19 protein-coding genes and 1 tRNA gene are annotated in these 16,511 nt (G+C 43.8%); 2 read left to right on the top strand and 18 right to left on the bottom strand.

The window, feature by feature from the left end; genetic code table 11:
* Window positions 1-63 precede the first annotated feature (63 nt).
* From MH144_RS27515 to rpsF, 10 genes are all read right to left on the bottom strand, one after another.
* The gene (locus tag MH144_RS27515) at window positions 64-957 is read right to left on the bottom strand and encodes a D-alanyl-D-alanine carboxypeptidase family protein (RefSeq protein WP_239305422.1); all 894 of its coding nucleotides are present in this window, start codon (window positions 955-957) and stop codon (window positions 64-66) included.
* 301 nt (window positions 958-1,258) lie between these two features.
* Window positions 1,259-3,085 (bottom strand): oligopeptide ABC transporter substrate-binding protein, encoded by a 1,827-nt coding sequence (locus tag MH144_RS27510; protein ID WP_239305421.1) that lies wholly within the window; start codon window positions 3,083-3,085, stop codon window positions 1,259-1,261.
* Between the two features lie 17 nt (window positions 3,086-3,102).
* The gene (locus tag MH144_RS27505; protein WP_239305420.1) at window positions 3,103-4,008 is read right to left on the bottom strand and encodes an ABC transporter permease; all 906 of its coding nucleotides are present in this window, start codon (window positions 4,006-4,008) and stop codon (window positions 3,103-3,105) included.
* 27 nt (window positions 4,009-4,035) lie between these two features.
* Window positions 4,036-4,998, bottom strand: a complete 963-nt coding sequence (gene opp4B, locus MH144_RS27500; protein WP_239305419.1) for an oligopeptide ABC transporter permease — start codon at window positions 4,996-4,998, stop codon at window positions 4,036-4,038.
* Window positions 4,999-5,005: 7 nt separating this feature from the next.
* Complete coding sequence (locus MH144_RS27495) at window positions 5,006-5,938, bottom strand: ABC transporter ATP-binding protein (protein WP_275440333.1); 933 nt, start codon at window positions 5,936-5,938, stop codon at window positions 5,006-5,008.
* A 4-nt stretch (window positions 5,939-5,942) separates the two neighbouring features.
* Window positions 5,943-6,941 carry an ABC transporter ATP-binding protein gene (locus MH144_RS27490; protein WP_275440332.1) on the bottom strand — a complete coding sequence of 333 codons (999 nt, stop codon included), beginning with the start codon at window positions 6,939-6,941 and terminating at the stop codon, window positions 5,943-5,945.
* A gap of 726 nt (window positions 6,942-7,667) precedes the next feature.
* Window positions 7,668-8,258 (bottom strand): M15 family metallopeptidase, encoded by a 591-nt coding sequence (locus MH144_RS27485; protein ID WP_481857399.1) that lies wholly within the window; start codon window positions 8,256-8,258, stop codon window positions 7,668-7,670.
* Window positions 8,259-8,454: 196 nt separating this feature from the next.
* Entirely contained in the window at window positions 8,455-8,727 is a 273-nt protein-coding gene (rpsR, locus tag MH144_RS27480) for a 30S ribosomal protein S18 (RefSeq protein WP_062327715.1), read from the bottom strand.
* 54 nt (window positions 8,728-8,781) lie between these two features.
* Window positions 8,782-9,267, bottom strand: a complete 486-nt coding sequence (gene ssb, locus MH144_RS27475) for a single-stranded DNA-binding protein (RefSeq protein ID WP_024629535.1) — start codon at window positions 9,265-9,267, stop codon at window positions 8,782-8,784.
* 49 nt (window positions 9,268-9,316) lie between these two features.
* Window positions 9,317-9,610 carry a 30S ribosomal protein S6 gene (gene rpsF, locus MH144_RS27470; protein ID WP_024629534.1) on the bottom strand — a complete coding sequence of 98 codons (294 nt, stop codon included), beginning with the start codon at window positions 9,608-9,610 and terminating at the stop codon, window positions 9,317-9,319.
* 200 nt (window positions 9,611-9,810) lie between these two features.
* Here rpsF and MH144_RS27465 point away from each other — a divergent pair, with 200 nt between their 5' ends.
* Entirely contained in the window at window positions 9,811-10,005 is a 195-nt protein-coding gene (locus MH144_RS27465; RefSeq protein WP_095362189.1) for a YjzC family protein, read from the top strand.
* 408 nt (window positions 10,006-10,413) lie between these two features.
* Here the strand turns inward: MH144_RS27465 and MH144_RS27460 are convergent.
* The 4 genes from MH144_RS27460 to MH144_RS27445 all read right to left on the bottom strand — a co-directional run bounded on the left by MH144_RS27460 (window position 10,414) and on the right by MH144_RS27445 (window position 12,049).
* Window positions 10,414-10,504: transfer RNA gene (locus MH144_RS27460), tRNA-Ser, on the bottom strand.
* Between the two features lie 101 nt (window positions 10,505-10,605).
* Window positions 10,606-10,815 (bottom strand): DUF951 domain-containing protein, encoded by a 210-nt coding sequence (locus tag MH144_RS27455; RefSeq protein ID WP_095362223.1) that lies wholly within the window; start codon window positions 10,813-10,815, stop codon window positions 10,606-10,608.
* Window positions 10,805-11,770 carry a mechanosensitive ion channel family protein gene (locus MH144_RS27450; RefSeq protein WP_239305417.1) on the bottom strand — a complete coding sequence of 322 codons (966 nt, stop codon included), beginning with the start codon at window positions 11,768-11,770 and terminating at the stop codon, window positions 10,805-10,807. Before MH144_RS27450 ends, MH144_RS27455 begins: the two co-directional genes overlap by 11 nt.
* 15 nt (window positions 11,771-11,785) lie before the next feature.
* Complete coding sequence (locus MH144_RS27445) at window positions 11,786-12,049, bottom strand: putative Se/S carrier protein (protein ID WP_239305416.1); 264 nt, start codon at window positions 12,047-12,049, stop codon at window positions 11,786-11,788.
* A 149-nt stretch (window positions 12,050-12,198) separates the two neighbouring features.
* On the opposite strand from MH144_RS27445, the gene yyaC reads away from it, so the two are divergent.
* A complete protein-coding gene (gene yyaC / locus MH144_RS27440; protein WP_239305415.1) occupies window positions 12,199-12,804 on the top strand; it encodes a spore protease YyaC in 606 nt (201 codons plus the stop codon).
* Here yyaC and MH144_RS27435 read toward each other — a convergent pair.
* The 4 genes from MH144_RS27435 to MH144_RS27420 all read right to left on the bottom strand — a co-directional run bounded on the left by MH144_RS27435 (window position 12,779) and on the right by MH144_RS27420 (window position 16,402).
* Window positions 12,779-13,279: a DUF4446 family protein gene (locus MH144_RS27435; RefSeq protein WP_239305414.1), complete on the bottom strand. Its 501-nt coding sequence runs from the start codon at window positions 13,277-13,279 to the stop codon at window positions 12,779-12,781. The genes yyaC and MH144_RS27435 overlap by 26 nt on opposite strands.
* Window positions 13,280-13,465: 186 nt before the next feature.
* A complete protein-coding gene (locus MH144_RS27430) occupies window positions 13,466-14,620 on the bottom strand; it encodes an aminotransferase class V-fold PLP-dependent enzyme (protein ID WP_239305413.1) in 1,155 nt (384 codons plus the stop codon).
* Window positions 14,621-14,802: 182 nt separating this feature from the next.
* A complete protein-coding gene (locus tag MH144_RS27425; RefSeq protein ID WP_239305412.1) occupies window positions 14,803-15,648 on the bottom strand; it encodes a ParB/RepB/Spo0J family partition protein in 846 nt (281 codons plus the stop codon).
* Window positions 15,641-16,402, bottom strand: a complete 762-nt coding sequence (locus tag MH144_RS27420; protein WP_095293506.1) for a ParA family protein — start codon at window positions 16,400-16,402, stop codon at window positions 15,641-15,643. The genes MH144_RS27425 and MH144_RS27420 overlap by 8 nt, the downstream gene beginning before the upstream one ends.
* Window positions 16,403-16,511 lie beyond the last annotated feature (109 nt).

Genomic DNA, 16,511 nt, shown 5'->3' with positions numbered 1-16,511 from the left:
TTATCCGTAAATCATTTTACCATGATAATCCATAAGTTTACAGTTGGGGGAATACGGCAACATTTAATTCTTTGAGCCAGAGAAACCATAATTGAGCAGTTTGCGTGTTTCGTTAAAACGGCTTTCACGGCTTTCTGTACCGAATACGACCGAGATCAGTCTTTTGCCATCGCGCTCTGCTGTTCCTACAAAGTGGTAGCCTGTAAGTGGATCATAGCCAGTCTTCAATCCGTCATTGCCATCGTAAGCGTAAGGTCCTCCAATGGCGGATAGCATCCAGTTCGTGTTGCTCATATAAATTCCTTTTTGATGCATGGAGACCTGAGTTTGGCTGGAGACCTTGAGTACTTCGGGGTATTTTTCAATTAGATATTGTGCAAGTTTGCATGCATCCGTAGCTGTCATGACGGTCTGTCCCTGAATTACATCAGGACGGTTAGGACCCAGCTGTTTCTCACTCAGTCCTGTTGAGTTCCTGAAGACTGTATCCGTTGACATGCCAATCTCCGAGGATTTCTCGTTCATCTTCTGTACAAACGACTGCTCCGTACCACCAATATGCTCTGCAAGTGCAACAGCTGCATCATTAGCGGAATATACCGCCATCGTCTGAAAAAGCTCCTGTACTGTAAATTTCTCCCCTTGCTTGAGTGCAAGCTGAGTACCCCCCACCGAACTGGCGTACAGGCTAACATTAACCGCATCATCCCAGCGTGCCTCGCCATTCATGACGGCTTCCATGACGAGCAGCTCTGTCATCAATTTGCTGATACCCGCAGGGGCCATTTCCATTGAACCATTATAATCCATCAAGATCTTGCCTGTACTCAAATCCATCAATACCGCAGATTCCGCCTTGATTCCCGGTTTGCCTATCAGTATGTCCGGTTTAACACCCACATATATAATGACCAGCAGAGCCAGCAGCATTCCTGCCCGTTTCCACCATCTTCTCATCAGTGAATCACCTCTTATAGATATAGACGAATGAAAGAGGCATTTGGTCTGCACTTTTTTGCAAAAAAGTTAAATTTTTTTTATTTTTTTGTCATCAAAAAAAACATGGACTCTATTCACCCCATGCCAGAGTGATAGAATCCATGTTTCAATTGACACTTTTTATCGTACCCAGAGGAATTCATTACCGATCCAGCAACCGACTTCGTCAAAGGACCCCAATCCTTATGGTTGCTCATAGATTCAAAAGTAACCTTTCCTTGAGAACAAGGCACTGATAGTTAGAATAAGAAAAGTATAATTACTCAGCCACTACTGGTTTATCTGCGTTAACGGCCAGATCGTTCAGGTAGATACCTGTTCCATCACCAATAGCGTAGTTCATCACACGTTTGTTAACCGGTGCTACTACAGCACGGTACAGTGTCGGGAATACAGGAACTTCATCAACCATGTACTGCTGCCATTCATTGTAGATTTCTTTACGTTTGTCTACATCAAAGGCTTCAGCAGAGACACCTTTTGCAAGCAACTCATCATTTTTCTCACTTGAGAATCTGGAGAAGTTATACAGTGCATCGCGACCATACAAACCTGCTGGATCTACGTCAATACCAACGCCCCATGCGGCTTGATATACATCGATGTTTGGATCATCCTTACCCGTGTTACCAACGCGGTCATAGAAGCTGTTAAACTCAACCATTTCGAGGTTCACTTTCAGACCGATTGCTGCCCAGGATTGAACATAATAACGTGCCAGTGGTTCAGCTGTGTCGCCACCTGTCATGGAAACGAAGTTGATCTCCAGTGGTGATCCGTCTGGATTGGTACGGAATTCTCCGTCCAATTTGTAGCCAGCTTCATCAAGCAGTGCTTTTGCTGCTTCAGGATCATAGGCTGCACCCGGATTGTTGGAATCATGGAATTCAGGGTGAGACGGCGGAATCAATGTTGTTGCGTTCCAACGCAGACCGTTGTAGAAACGTTTACCGACTTGGTCGTTGTCTACAGCCATCCACATCGCTTTACGCAAGTTTTTGTCAGCCATTTTTGCATCAGGATTCGTTACAACTTTTCCGTTTTCTTCATCCCATGTACCCAGTTTGAAACCGATGTACGTATAAGCACGGTCGATTGCACCCAGGAATTCCACATTGGACATATCTGCATTGTCTTTATATTGATCTGTAGGGAATGCATCCACGAGGTCTACCCCGCCAGATTTCAATTCTTGAACAACCGTTGTTGGGTTGATAACTTTCAAAGTCACTTTATCCAGTTTTGGAGCTCCACGCCAGTAGTCTTCATTTTTCACAAATGTTACAGACTCACCTGGAGTGATGGTTTCCACTTTAAATGGACCAAAACCGATTGGAGTTTCACGCACTTCTTTGGAAGAGGACATTTTTGCTACATCCATATCACCGAAGATATGTTTAGCCAGCGGATATGTCCATACGCCACCTGTCAGCAGGGACGGTGTAGATTCTTTGTAAGTGATGCTGATTTGTTTGTCACTCAGCACTTTGATACCAGAGATCGTTTTTGCAGTTCCAGCATGGTATTCATCCATACCTACTACACTTGTGAAGTTGGAATCATAACGAGGACCATCATAAGCCTTGTTACCGATAACTTCATAAGCAAATTGCAAATCTTCTGCTGTTACCGGCTTACCATCATGCCAGTTTACATTATCACGAATAGTCAGTGTGAACGTTTTTCCATCTTCGGATGTTTCATACGTTGCAGCACCATCGTTGGTATATACATAGTCTTTATCCCAAGTCAGCAAACCTTCATCGAACCAACCCAGAACCATCGCATCCGGATTACCGGAGTAAAAGTTAAAGTTCAATGTTCCTTCAAACGCTGTGTCGGACACGAGTCCGTAAGTGATGGATCCACCTTCAATGGCGGTGCCTTCGTTGGTTTTAACATTGTTAAAGTCCTCAATGGAATATACGCCCTCTTCATTAGCAGGCTTCTCCTCTGTCTTCGTCTCCCCTGTGTTCGAAGAAGGCGTTGGTGTTGCTGCCTCTTTCTCCGAGCACGCCGCAAGCGCCAGTACGAAGACCAACATCATCGTGAAAAATAGTCCCCGTGAAAAAAATCTCTTTTTCATGAACCTTTCCTCCCTTTTTAACCTCTTCTTTGTCTTGCATCAGTCGCACGCTTAAGGGCTTGACCGACATTATTTATACTCAACATCAATACCAGAATAAGTACTGACGCAGGTAGCCATATCCACCATCTGGATTCCAGGGTTTGCGGATTACGTGCATAACTTACGAGTGTTCCAAGACTAGGTGTGCTCTCAGGGAATCCAAATCCCAAGAAAGACAACCCGGATTCAAGGCCAATATTGGCAGCAAGGTTCAATGTCATCGTTACGATGATGATGGAGCTCAGATTAGGTAGAACCTGTGAAAGCATGATTTTCAGATGAGAAGAACCCAACGTTTTTGATGCCTTTACATATTCTAGTTCGCGCTCTTGTAATGCCTTAGACCGAATCAATCTGGCAATTCCCATCCATAGGAAAGCTGTCATGATTAGCGAGAACGAAGTAATATTATATTTGGGTACTGCTGTAACAAACGCGATAACGATCATCATGAAAGGAAGAACCATGAAGAAATCCACTATACGCATGAATATATTATCAATTAATCCTCCGAAGTAACCGGACAATAAACCAATCACGATTCCCAAGAAACCTGTCATTACCGTAACAAGAATGGCAATGGATAACGAGTTCCGAGTACCTATGACTAATTGTCCGAATACATCTCGACCCCCGTAATCTGTTCCTAACCAATATTGTGCGGAAGGCGGCTCATACAAGGCGAATAGATCTACTTTAACAATTTCATCCTGATCCAGAACCAAAGCAGTTCCGTAGACTAGTAATAAAACTAATCCTAAAAATATGAGCGAGACTAGCGCCACTTTATCCCGGACTAGCTCCCTCCATAAGATACTCAAGCTAGAGGGGCTCTTATCTATCTTCTGTGAAGTTATAACGACATCATTGGCCTTGCTCATTTTATTCACCCCGAAATCTTCAAGTTCTTACTTGATCCGTATACGTGGATCTACCAATCCAAGAATAATGTCAGATAACAGCGAGCCCAGAATTGTGGCGATACCAAATATCAGGACAAGCGCAGTCACAACACTAAAATCCCGAAGAGAGATTGAGTTAAGAAACAGCTGACCCATGCCCGGATAACTGAATATACTCTCAATGATAATGGTACCTCCGATAAGTCCAGTGATCTCATAACCAAAGAATGCGGCAATCGGAAGTAGAGAGTTTCTTAGAATATGCCTGTTGTAAACTCGTGATTCCGAGGCTCCCTTGGCCCTCGCAGTGAGAACAAATTCCTTGTGCTTAATATCGATAATTTCACTACGCAGGTATTGAACAGTGGATACCGTAGCAATCAACGCCATAGATAAAGCTGGTAATAACAGATGATAGAACTTGCTTGCAACGTAACTAAATGTTCCTGGTGTAAGTCCAGGTGCTACGCTACCTCCAGTTGGGAATAACCCAAAGTGGAACCCAAAAATCCATAACATAACGAGTGCAAAAATAAATAAAGGTGCTGCAAAACCTAAATAGGTGTAACCCGTAATTAAACGGTCAGACCATGTATCATTGTAACGACCACTGATAATACCGAGTGGAATCGCGATCAAGTATGTGAACACAAGCGTTGCGACAGCCAGCCAGAATGTATTTGAGATTCGTTGACCAATCAAGTCCATAACTGGCATTTTAAATCGGAAAGATTGCCCGAAGTCGCCTTGTGCTGCATTTCTGATCCAGTCCCAATACTGTACATACCATGGATTGTTGAGTCCAAGTCGTTCTCTTTGTTCATCCAGAGCCTTAGGGTCAATGCTCGGGTCAAGTAAGCCTGTTAGTGCGTCGCCGGGCATTGCCTTGGCCATCAAGAACACCAAGAGACTAAGCAAAAAGATCTGAGGGATCATAATCATGATTCTTCGTAGTATTATATTCCACATATGGCCTTCAACCTTTCTGAGGTAGAGCTACTCGGTGAGTATTGGAAATGGATTGGAGCGAATAAGCAAGCCCTTCCTCATCGAAGAAATTTCGGTATGAGTTTTCATACTCGGATTTGATCTGCTGACGGAAAGCCATCATTTCCTCACGTTTGGTTGGGTCCATATCCGGAATAGCTGCTATGAGACGCTTGGTATAGATATGCTGTGGGTTCTCAAAAATATCATCGGTCGTTCCTTGCTCGACATAACGACCTTTATACATAATTCCAATCTGATCACACATATGTCTTATAATTCCGAGATCATGACTGATGAACAGATAGGTCAGATTTAACTCCTTTTGAATCTCCTGCATGAAATTAAGCACTTGTGCCTGTACGGATACATCCAGAGCCGATACGGGTTCATCTGCAATGATTAGTTTCGGCTTCAGTGCAATTGCCCGGGCAATTCCGATCCGCTGTCGCTGTCCTCCGGAAAATTCATGAGGATACTTATAGATGGACTCCGGACTTAGACCTACTTTTTCTAGCAAATCTCTGACTTGTCTCTTCTCTTCCGTAGCTGTCAGCCGCTCATAGTTGCGTAGAGGTTCAGCAATAATGTCGATAACCCTCTTCTTGGGATTCAGTGAAGAGTAGGGGTCTTGAAAGATCATTTGCACATCACGCTGGAGTTGTCTGTCCTTACGCCGCTCTTTGGCAAGATCCTTGCCGTTAAATAGAATTCTTCCGGCTGTCACATGGTTGAGTCCGATGACGGCTCTCCCTGTCGTTGTTTTGCCTGAGCCTGACTCGCCAACGAGTCCGTAAGTCTGTCCCTGCTCAATGGAGAAGCTTACATCATCGACTGCCTTGATACTTCCAATTTCACGTTTGATCAGTCCACCGCGAATCGGAAAGTGTATTTTGAGTCCTTCAACTTCGAGTAGTGCCATTATGTTATTCCTCCTCAGCTTGATCAGGGAAATGAAAGTGCTGGTAACAGGTGCAACGTACAAAGTGACCTGGAGCAATTTCATGCATCTGCGGGTTCTCTTCATGGGCCGAATCACTGATCCATGGGATTCGGGCCTTGAAGCGGCACCCTTTGCGAGGAAGATTCTTTAATGAAGGTACAATGCCTTGAATGACATGAAGCTTTGATTTTTCTTCGGTAATCGTAGGAATAGAGTTCAATAGAGATCTTGTGTATGGATGCTTCGCATTAGTCATTAACGTATAGATATCTGCAATCTCAACGATTTCACCGGCGTACATAACGGCAACGCGATCCGCCATCTCAGCAACCACCCCAAGATCATGCGTAATCAGGATGATGCCGGCATTAATCTCGTTCTTCAAATCTCGGATAAGTTCAAGAATCTGCAGCTGAATCGTAACGTCAAGTGCTGTTGTAGGCTCATCGGCAATCAGCAGTTCCGGTTTATTCGCAATGGCAATTGCGATAACAACCCGCTGCCTCATACCGCCAGATAGTTCGTGGGGATACTGCTTATAAATCTGTTCGGGACGTGGAATCCCTACTTGGTTAAGCAGATCAATAACCTTGTCTTTCTTATCTTTAGAAGACATTTTAGGTTGATGTAGTGTCAGAATCTCATCGATCTGGTCACCAATAATCATCAGAGGATTTAATGCGGAAAGTGGGTCCTGAAAGATCATTCCCATCTCTTTACCGCGGAGCTTGTTTAATTTGTTAGGAGGGATATTCGCAATATCCTGTCCTTTATATAGAATCTGGCCATCAATTTTGGCTTTGTTGTGAAGACCCATAATTGAAAATGCGAATGCACTTTTGCCTGATCCTGATTCTCCTACAATTGCTAGTACTTCGTTCTTCTTAACCGTGAGGTTAACGTGATCAACTGCTGCATAATAGTCATCTTCAATTCTGAATGATGTAGTTAGATTTCTGACTTCCAATAGCTCTGTGTTCAAATCAATCACCCTAACCCCAAAATTTCTGCAGACTGTATTCATATATATAAGAATGCATCCACTGTATATTTCCATGTTCTTGAAGAAGACGAACAAAAGTTTATACAAAATACTAATTCATTAGGAGAAACGAGTTTCGACATTGCTGTTTAGACCATTGGTCAATTAATGTTGATAATTCCTAGCGGGATTATACACGAAAATAATTAATGTAATCATACGTGTAAATTTAGGTGACGTCAATGATTATTTTGAGATTTTTGGTATAAATGTTTTTATATCATAGTTTTGGGTATTAGTTATATTTTTAAGGTACATATCAAGGGGATTTCGATACTATTTCGACTTATTTTGCGAGAGGTTCTTAAGTAGGAGAGTGAAATTTTTAAAATATATAACATGTACTTTACATAAATTATATAATTACATGTCGGTATACTTTTGTTTTGAAATATATATGTTAGGTTTGTGGTAAATATACAATTTAATTTGATTACTCTATGTCAGCTGTATTTTTAGCAAATTTATGCCTATGCGATTATATTTATGCTATTCATTAAGTCTGTGTTAAAATTCTAGTTATTATAGTATAGTTTTATTTATTTGCTGCTGTAAAGGACTAATTGTAATCTTTTATCATTTTTTTTACAAAAGAATGAAAAAAGCCCTGCAAAATGCAAGGCATTCCCGATATTTATACATTATAATGTATTTTAATTACAGTCCTTATGGTGAATCTGGCGGGCGTTTGCCACGTTTTAAATCATTGATGCTTAAGCCAAAATCCATCTGCAGGTGAGGATAATCCGGAAAGTTAGCCCAGTCACCTCCCCATGTAAATCCTAACTCCTTGGCCAGATCGACAACTTCCATCCAGTCTGCTTGTCCATTGCCGTTATCATCACGCTCCATATCCCATACTACATCACCATCGGGCGTTCGAAGTGCAAAATCTATAGCCAGTCCATAATTATGATAAGACTCCCCACCCCTGGCATTCGTAACGATATTCCCAGTTGTGGAGCGACCTTGATTAAATAGCTCATCCTGCTCTTCTATACTTCGATAACCATGGGTGATAACAATATCTATACCACGGCGGGCTGCTTTACGTACCAGTATCTGCTCACTCTCTGCCACGATAGGATGGAGCCCTGTGATTGGTGCAACCTCTCTCGTATAATCTGGCCAGATTTCGTAAGTATCCTCTTTCTGTTGCAGCCACAGATATAAAACTGAAATCAGCAGCGTAGCTATTAGCCAAAGACGCAAACTTTTCTTTTGCTTCTGCTGCCTTTTTTTCCTCATTTTCTTCATATGCACTCCTGATGTTTTGATCTGTCATAACTGGAATACGGATTACTTACTCAAAATCATAATCTATTCTATTATAAATCATTTGCATTCCAATTACTTCTCTACGATCCATTCGACCAGGAGGTTCCCGTTCTTTTCAAAACACAAAAAAGCAGCCGGCTATAAGCCGGCTGCTTCGTATGCAAGCTGAGTAAGACTACTCAGTTGTGTATGGCAGCAATGCGATTTGACGGGAGCGTTTGATCGCGATCGTCAGCATGCGTTGATATTTAGCGCTAGTACCTGTTACACGGCGTGGCAAAATTTTTCCACGTTCGCTGATAAATTTACGAAGCAAGTCCGTATCTTTATAATCGATGTGAGTAATTTTGTTAGCTGTGAAGAAGCACACTTTACGACGTTTGTTACGGCCGCCACGGCGAGCCGGTCTTTTATCGTTGTCTCCGCCTTCTCTTTGCTTGAAGCTCATGCTTTTCAGTCCTTTCCTATCGTTAAGCCAATCACTCTAGAGTGTCGGTTCACGTTAAAATGGCAAATCATCATCCGATATATCAATCGGTTTTCCGTCATCGGAAAAAGGATCCTGATTGTTGCTACGCGAATTATTGTTATTGTTCGCGCGTCCGCCGCCTCCATAAGAAGGCTCTTCACGCATCGGTTGCCCACCGCCGCCACCGTTATTATCACGGTTAGCTGACTCCAAGAAACGGACATTATCGGCAATGACTTCGGTCACGTATACACGTTTTCCTTCGTTATTCTCGTAGTTCCGTACTTGAATGCGTCCTTCGACTGCAGCTAGGCGTCCTTTGCGCAAATAGTTTGCACAAGTCTCAGCAAGCTGTCTCCAGGTAACGACCGGAATGAAATCCGCTTCCCGCTCTCCCCCTTGGCTTGTAAACGGTCTGTCCACCGCCAAAGTAAATTGCGTAACTGCTACTCCTGCTGGAGTGTAACGCAACTCAGGATCCCGGGTTAACCGGCCGATCAGAATGACACGGTTCAACAATGTAATCCCCTCCTTCAGAGCGTAATTGGTGCGTTAATCACGAGTTGTCTTAGGCAGACTTAACATCGTTCGTAATGAGATAACGAATTACTTCGTCAGAAATCTTCATGAGACGCTCAAGCTCAGTAACTACTGCTGGTTCAGCAGTGAAGTGTACCAGAACATAAACACCATCACGGAATTTCTTGATCTCATACGCAAGACGGCGTTTACCCATAACGTCGTGAGCTGTAACTTCACCACCGCCGTTGGAGATGATGCCTTGGAATTTATCGACTGTAGCTTGAACAACTTCTTGCTCAACGTCAGGACGAATAATGTACATCACTTCATATTTGCGCATAATTTTCACCTCCTTATGGACTCTGGCCCTCAATCTAGGTTGAGAGCAAGGAACGAGCACAAACTCGAACTATATTAATATAACAAAAATAAGACAGCAATGCAAGCAAACGTTCCCTGTTTGTATTGGCACATGTTCATTCGAGTTCTGGAGCACACTATGGATGTAATAATAAGAAAAACATCTAAGGAGGTCTTACCATGGGTGAACAAACCGAGTTTGAAAAAGGTGACAAAGCACCGAATGATGGAGAGTACACGGAAGTCGGAGAAAAAAGCTTCCATACCGAAATTCAGAATCCTAAACGGATAACCCTTAAAAAGGGGGAATCCTTCCCTGAAACGAGCAACCAAAACCGGAAGTGGAAGAGATTAACGAAAGCTCGTGTTCATTAAAAAATATTATTTTATATAACACATGTATATAAAACGTAATAATGCACATAATACAATCAGGCGGTACACGAGAGAGGTGTGGTTCCGTTGGACAACGCAGCCGATCGTGTAATGTTGGAGATTCATCACGTAATCTAAGAAGCAAGTGGTAGTGTGTAAGGCCCTTCGTCTGAGCACGAGTATTGCATGAGCAGTACGCCAAGTTTCTGATCTTACGACCGATTGTTTCCTAACTAACCGATGTATCGCCTACAAGGAGCCCTTCGGGGCTCTTTTGTTTTGTGTCATTAAACTTTATTGTTGTTGTCTCAGAAAAATAAAAAAACCTTCCACTCAGGAAGGACCAATCGCTTTATAAAATTCAATGTAACTGAGTTCATTAAAATGTCATTGCACAAATGCTGTAAGTGGCGGAAAGGGTGGGATTCGAACCCACGCACGCTGTGACACGCCTAGCTGATTTCGAGTCAGCCCCCTTGGGCCTCTTGGGTACCTTTCCGCAGCAATACTGATTATAGCATGATCATTTACAGAACGCAACATCTTTGCTGCACTTCATGAAAACGTTATTATGGTACGCATTTTGCCGCAGACTTTCATTTAAGATTCCGCAGCATCTTCTGCCGAGCGAAGTACCTTTTTCATGTTTTTTTCAAACTTCGCTCTTGGAATTAGTACACTATGTTTGCAGCCCACACATTTAATTCGAATATCCATCCCCATCCGAATAATCTCCATCTCATTACTTCCACAGGGATGCTGCTTCTTCATCTGTACAATGTCTCCAAGCTGGAAACTTTTACGCTCCACCAGTACCATCCCCTTCATCCTTCTCCTGCCCAGCTGCCTGTTCTAATGCAGCAAGCTTACCCATCTCATGATACTCCAGGGTTTTCTTCACATCACTCTGGATTTGGCGTTCTACAGAGGCTCTGGAGTTTGGCATACATTCAGAGACAATCCGAACGACATACTCCGAAGTGGACATCGATTGAATACCCAGTACATCCGGAACCTTCACAATGTTGAGATCACGTTCTTCAATTCCAGCCAGTGCCTGTTTGACCAAACGAACAGATTCATCCAAGGTTTGATCACCCTTCATCGGAATATCCACCACAGCAAGCGAATTGGACATGGAGAAGTTTGTCACACTGGCAATCGTACCATTCGGAATAATATGAACTTCACCTTGCCAGCTAACCAGCTTGGTTGTTCTCAAGCCGATAACTTCAACGGTTCCTTTGTAGGTACCTGTCTGAATAACGTCCCCTACAGCGAACTGGTCCTCTAATATAATGAAGAAACCCGTAATAACATCCTTCACCAGTCCCTGTGCACCAAAACCGATGGCAAGCCCAAGAACACCTGCACTGGCCAGTAGGGGGCCAACTTGTATGTTGATCTCTGATAACAGTAACAGAATCATAATGAAATTACATGTTATGGAGGTCGCATTTTTGAGCAATTCACCTACCGTGACAAACCTGCGCGGGTTTACGCGGACTTTTCCTTCCTGCTTCCGTTCCAGGCTGCGATCAATAATGCGGTACACAATCTTGATTACGATACGGGTGATAATGAAAATAATAACAATGCGAATCGAGCTGAACAGAATGTTTAACCACATATCCGCATCGGTGACGGAATTCCATAACTTATCAGTCCAGCTAATAGCACTTTTAACAGTACCTTCTAAGGTATTAGTATCATCCCCTGCACCCGGTTCAGCAAGAGCTGCAGCGAAAAATTTAAAAGGCAGCATCAATTCCAACCTCCTCTACATGGGTATGTTATCATAGCTGTCTTCGGTTTTGAAATAGAGGCCCCGGATCTCTACAAACTCGTTCCGAATGATCTGCTGCACTCTTGCAAGATCCTCTTTGGGAAACTGTATACAGAGGGCACAGCCTGCCGTAATCTCTTTCGGGGTAGGAAACAAATCAATTTCAATCTCAGCAAATTCAAGCAGCATCTCCGCCCGCAAAGCCTGCTGGGTAGAATCAAAGGCAATCAGCATCCAATCATCTATCCACTCTTCCATATCCGGCTCCTTTCCGACTACCAAGCATCATCCATCGGTTGTTCCTCTCAGTATAATCCTTTAGGAAAAAGCTTGTCCTTACGAAGTATAAAACCTTCTATCCTTCCATATACTGTTACTACCATTCTCAAGGGGAAAGGATAGATCCTATGAATCCCAATTCGCGTTCTTATTCGTCCCAAGATATGACCAGTTTGAAGATACCACATACCGACCCAGGCATACACTCCGCCATAATACATCGTTTAATGTTTCATCTCTATAAGGCTCATTCTCTGCAAAATGTCGTCATTGTCTGCATTGGTACTGATCGCTCCACAGGAGACTGTCTTGGTCCTTTGGTGGGCTCTTCGCTTGCCAAGTGGGACAGCCCCCTATTTCATCTCTATGGCACATTGGATGAACCAGTGCATGCGATGAATCTTCAGGACACCCTGAACACCATTCGAACTGCACATCATAATCCTTATGTGATTGGAATTGATGCTTGCCTAGGGCAATCCTCCAGTGTGGGCTGTATTCAGGTGGTCAATGGGCCGCTCAAGCCTGGTGCGGGTGTAAATAAAGAATTACCGCCGGTCGGCGATATCCATCTTACAGGTATCGTCAACGTCGGCGGCTTTATGGAATACTTTGTTTTGCAAAACACACGGCTAAGTCTTGTCATGCGCATGTCTGAAATTATAGCGAGCAGTCTTTACTCAGCCATTCGCGAATGGCATACACGCTCTACTCTCCTTGCTGTGCCAGAGTAATTGCTTCCTTCTCTTCAGGGGATAGTGTATAAGATGACTCTCCCCCTTTAAGAGGCTTGGCATACACATAAGATCCATCACGATTATAGATCCCTGTGAGGATCATCCCATCGTCATTATCGTTAATCATGGCCATGGAGAAACTCAGATCACTGCCTCTTTCTCCATAGGCATTATAACGCTTCACACCGACTTTACCCTGGATGCGGGTCAGTTTTTGCATGACTGCCTGGATCTGACTAGTCTGCAATTTGTGCTCGTCCTCAATGCTGTCCATCTGAATTTTCAGATTGATCAGCAACGATTCCAGATCCTCTACTCCGCTGCCAGCCATCATCGCTTCGTATTTCCGTTTGAACTTGCGTAACTTTGCGCCTTGGGCAATACTCACAATCAGTAAGATTACCAATAATAATGCCATTCCGCCAATAATCCATAGCAGCTGTTCCAGAATCAGCTCGTTTAATTCAGCCATGTAGTGCAACTACCCCTCTGTTTGTTTGTTCATTAATCTGTCCGTCCACTTTTGCCAACGAATTATCCTACATTCGTTAGACCTTCCCCTTATAATAAACCCTTTATCTATAGTAACTAATCAACTTTTTTTCCAATTTTAATAGATATCTCTCTAATCCGCTATCCTTTAATACCGATCGCCATATTACCGCGGTGTTGTTAGTTCTTTTACTGCATGAATTAGAGTATCTATCTCCTGACTAGTTGTTGAATATCCTACACTGGCTCTGACTGCTCCGCTCAATGTGGTTCCAGCAGATTCATGAGCAAGAGGAGTACAGTGAAAACCGGAACGCACAGCAATCCCATAACGGCGATCCAGTTGAAAAGCTAGCTGGGCTGAATCATATCCCTCTACTGTATAGGATACCAACCCGGTACGTGGTTGTCCAAGCTCTGGCCCAAGTATCCGAATTCCTGCTACAGATGATAACCCTTGCATCATATATTGCGTCAGTTCCCACTCATGCTTATAGATTGCTTCAGGAGTCATTCCCATCACATGTCTCACGCCGGCGGCCAGCCCTGCCATACCCACGGTATTTGGAGTTCCTGCCTCATATCGGTCTGGACGAACAAGTGGCTGCTGAGTGGCTTCAGACTGGCTGCCTGTTCCTCCATGAAGAAGCGGTTCGAGATCAAGTTCCGGAGCGATATAGAGACCTCCCGTTCCCTGTGGACCGAGAAGGCCCTTATGTCCTGGAAAGGCCAACAGATCGATACCCAGCTGCTGTACATCCACTGGCAGTATACCAGCACTCTGAGCTGCATCTACGAGAAATGTCGCCCCATGTTTACGACAGATCAGCGATATTTCGCCAACAGGTAAAATGCTGCCAAGCAGGTTGGAACTATGTGTACATACAACCAATCTAGTGTTTGGACGAAACAAACGTTCCAGATGAACCAAATCAATAGCACCTGCAGCATTCACTGGTACATAATCCACTTCTACATTCCGGACTCTTCGCATGTATTCCAGAGGCCGCCTGACTGAGTTATGCTCCGCCATTGTAGCAATGACATGATCACCTGCTCGCAAGCTGCCTTGGATTGCAAGATTCAACGCTTCTGTCGTATTGGAACCAAGTGCAATATCATTGGCATTACTTATACCAAAAAGATTGGATAGTACCTTTCTCGTGTCAAATAGCACACGGCTTGCTTGAACAGCCATTCGATGACTGCCTCTGCCCGGGTTGGCTCCGGCGACATCAAGGGCATGCAGCATGGCTTCACCAACAGCAGGCGGCTTAGGCCATGATGTCGCAGCATGATCCAGATAAATAACTTCCTTCACTTCTCAACCACCTTTATTCTCTTCATTGAACATTCCGCGTAAATCCACTTATAAGCAAAGTACAGAATAGGAAAGCAGTATATTCACAGAAAAAAATGACATATCGTTTCTCCATCGTACAGAGGCGATATGTCATCAGATGAAAAAAGCCCCGCGTGTTGTAAGTTGATCTACAGGATTGTCTATTGAAGCAGTTCCAGCAATCGCTCCAGATCCTGTTTGCTGTAGTAGTTGAGCTCGATTTTACCTTTATCTTTGTTGTGCTTTATCTTCACTGTTGTTTTGAAACGCTCACGCAAGGATTCCTCCACCGTGTCAATGAATGGGTCCTTTTTCTTAAGTTTGGATTTGGCCTTGGCTTCACCCAACTTGGAACGATCGAGCTGCTGTACCGCTTCTTCCAGTTCACGTACACTCCATTGTTGGTCAATGGTTTGTTTGGCCAGCTGCTTCACCATATCCTGGTCCTTCACACCGACTATGGCGCGTGCATGTCCCATGGACAATGTTCCACGTGAAACATGATCTTTCACTTCTTCTGGTAACGAAAGCAATCGCAAGAAGTTCGCGATGTGAGAACGCGATTTTCCCACTTTGACAGACAACTCTTCCTGTGTCAGCGAGAACTGATCCATCAAGCCTTGGTAGGCTACAGCAACTTCCATCGCGTTGAGATTCTCACGTTGCAAATTCTCAATCAGGGCGATTTCCATGACTTGCTGATCGCTAAAATTACGAACGACTGCAGGCACTGTTGCATTACCGCAATATTGAGAAGCTCTAAATCGCCGTTCCCCGGCAATGATTTCATAACCTCTCAGTACAGTACGTACGATAATTGGCTGTATGACGCCATGTTGACGTATCGATTCTGCCAGTTCATGAATCGCATCCTCATCAAATACCTTCCTTGGCTGATAAGGGTTTGCCCGCAACTGGGCAATTGGAATTTCTACAACCTTGTCATCGTCATTTATTGAAAGCGATGGAATGAGGGCATCGAGACCTTTTCCGAGCCGCTTACTCATACGATATCACTTCCTTTGCGAGCTCTAAATACACTTCTGCTCCTCGTGAACGGGGATCATACGTAATAATGGACTGCCCATGCGAAGGGGCTTCACTAAGTCGCACATTACGCGGAATAATCGTTTGATACACCTTTTGTTGAAAATACTTCTTCACTTCTTCAATCACCTGGATCCCAAGGTTCGTACGGGCATCAAACATGGTGAGCAGCACTCCCTCTATTTGCAGAGAGGTATTCAAATGTTTCTGCACGAGGCGGACCGTGTTAAGCAGTTGGCTCAGCCCTTCAAGTGCGTAGTACTCACACTGGATCGGAATGATCACCGAGTCGGAAGCGGTCAACGAGTTGATCGTTAACATGCCAAGAGATGGTGGGCAATCGATCAGTATGTAATCATAGTTTTTTTTCACCATGGCGAGTGATTTTTTCAATCGAACTTCACGTGATATGGTGGATACCAACTCAATCTCGGCTCCGGCAAGTTGAATCGTTGCAGGTATGATATGAAGCCCTTCAATTTGAGTTTCCACAATGGCTTCTTGAGGATGTACTTCATTAATGATGACATCATATATACAATTGGCCACATCTGCTTTGTTGATTCCGACTCCACTAGTCGTATTCCCCTGAGGGTCAATATCGACAAGCAGTACCCTTTTCCCGAGTGAAGCCAGTCCTGCACCCAAGTTAACAGATGTCGTCGTTTTCCCCACACCGCCCTTTTGATTTGCTACGGCCATAATCTTAGACAATTACTTCACCTCAAATAAAATAGGAGTCTTTTCTTGTAGGTTGTGAGATACAGTTAACTAAAAGCAGGTGGCTATCGTCCACACAAACAACAACTACCGTTCCGTTCTT

This window comes from Paenibacillus sp. ACRRY, assembly GCF_022346995.1.
In the GTDB taxonomy this organism is placed as follows: Bacteria; Bacillota; Bacilli; order Paenibacillales; family Paenibacillaceae; genus Paenibacillus.
Note: the sequence above shows the minus strand (reverse complement) of the source record. Positions and strands in the feature narration are given on the sequence as shown.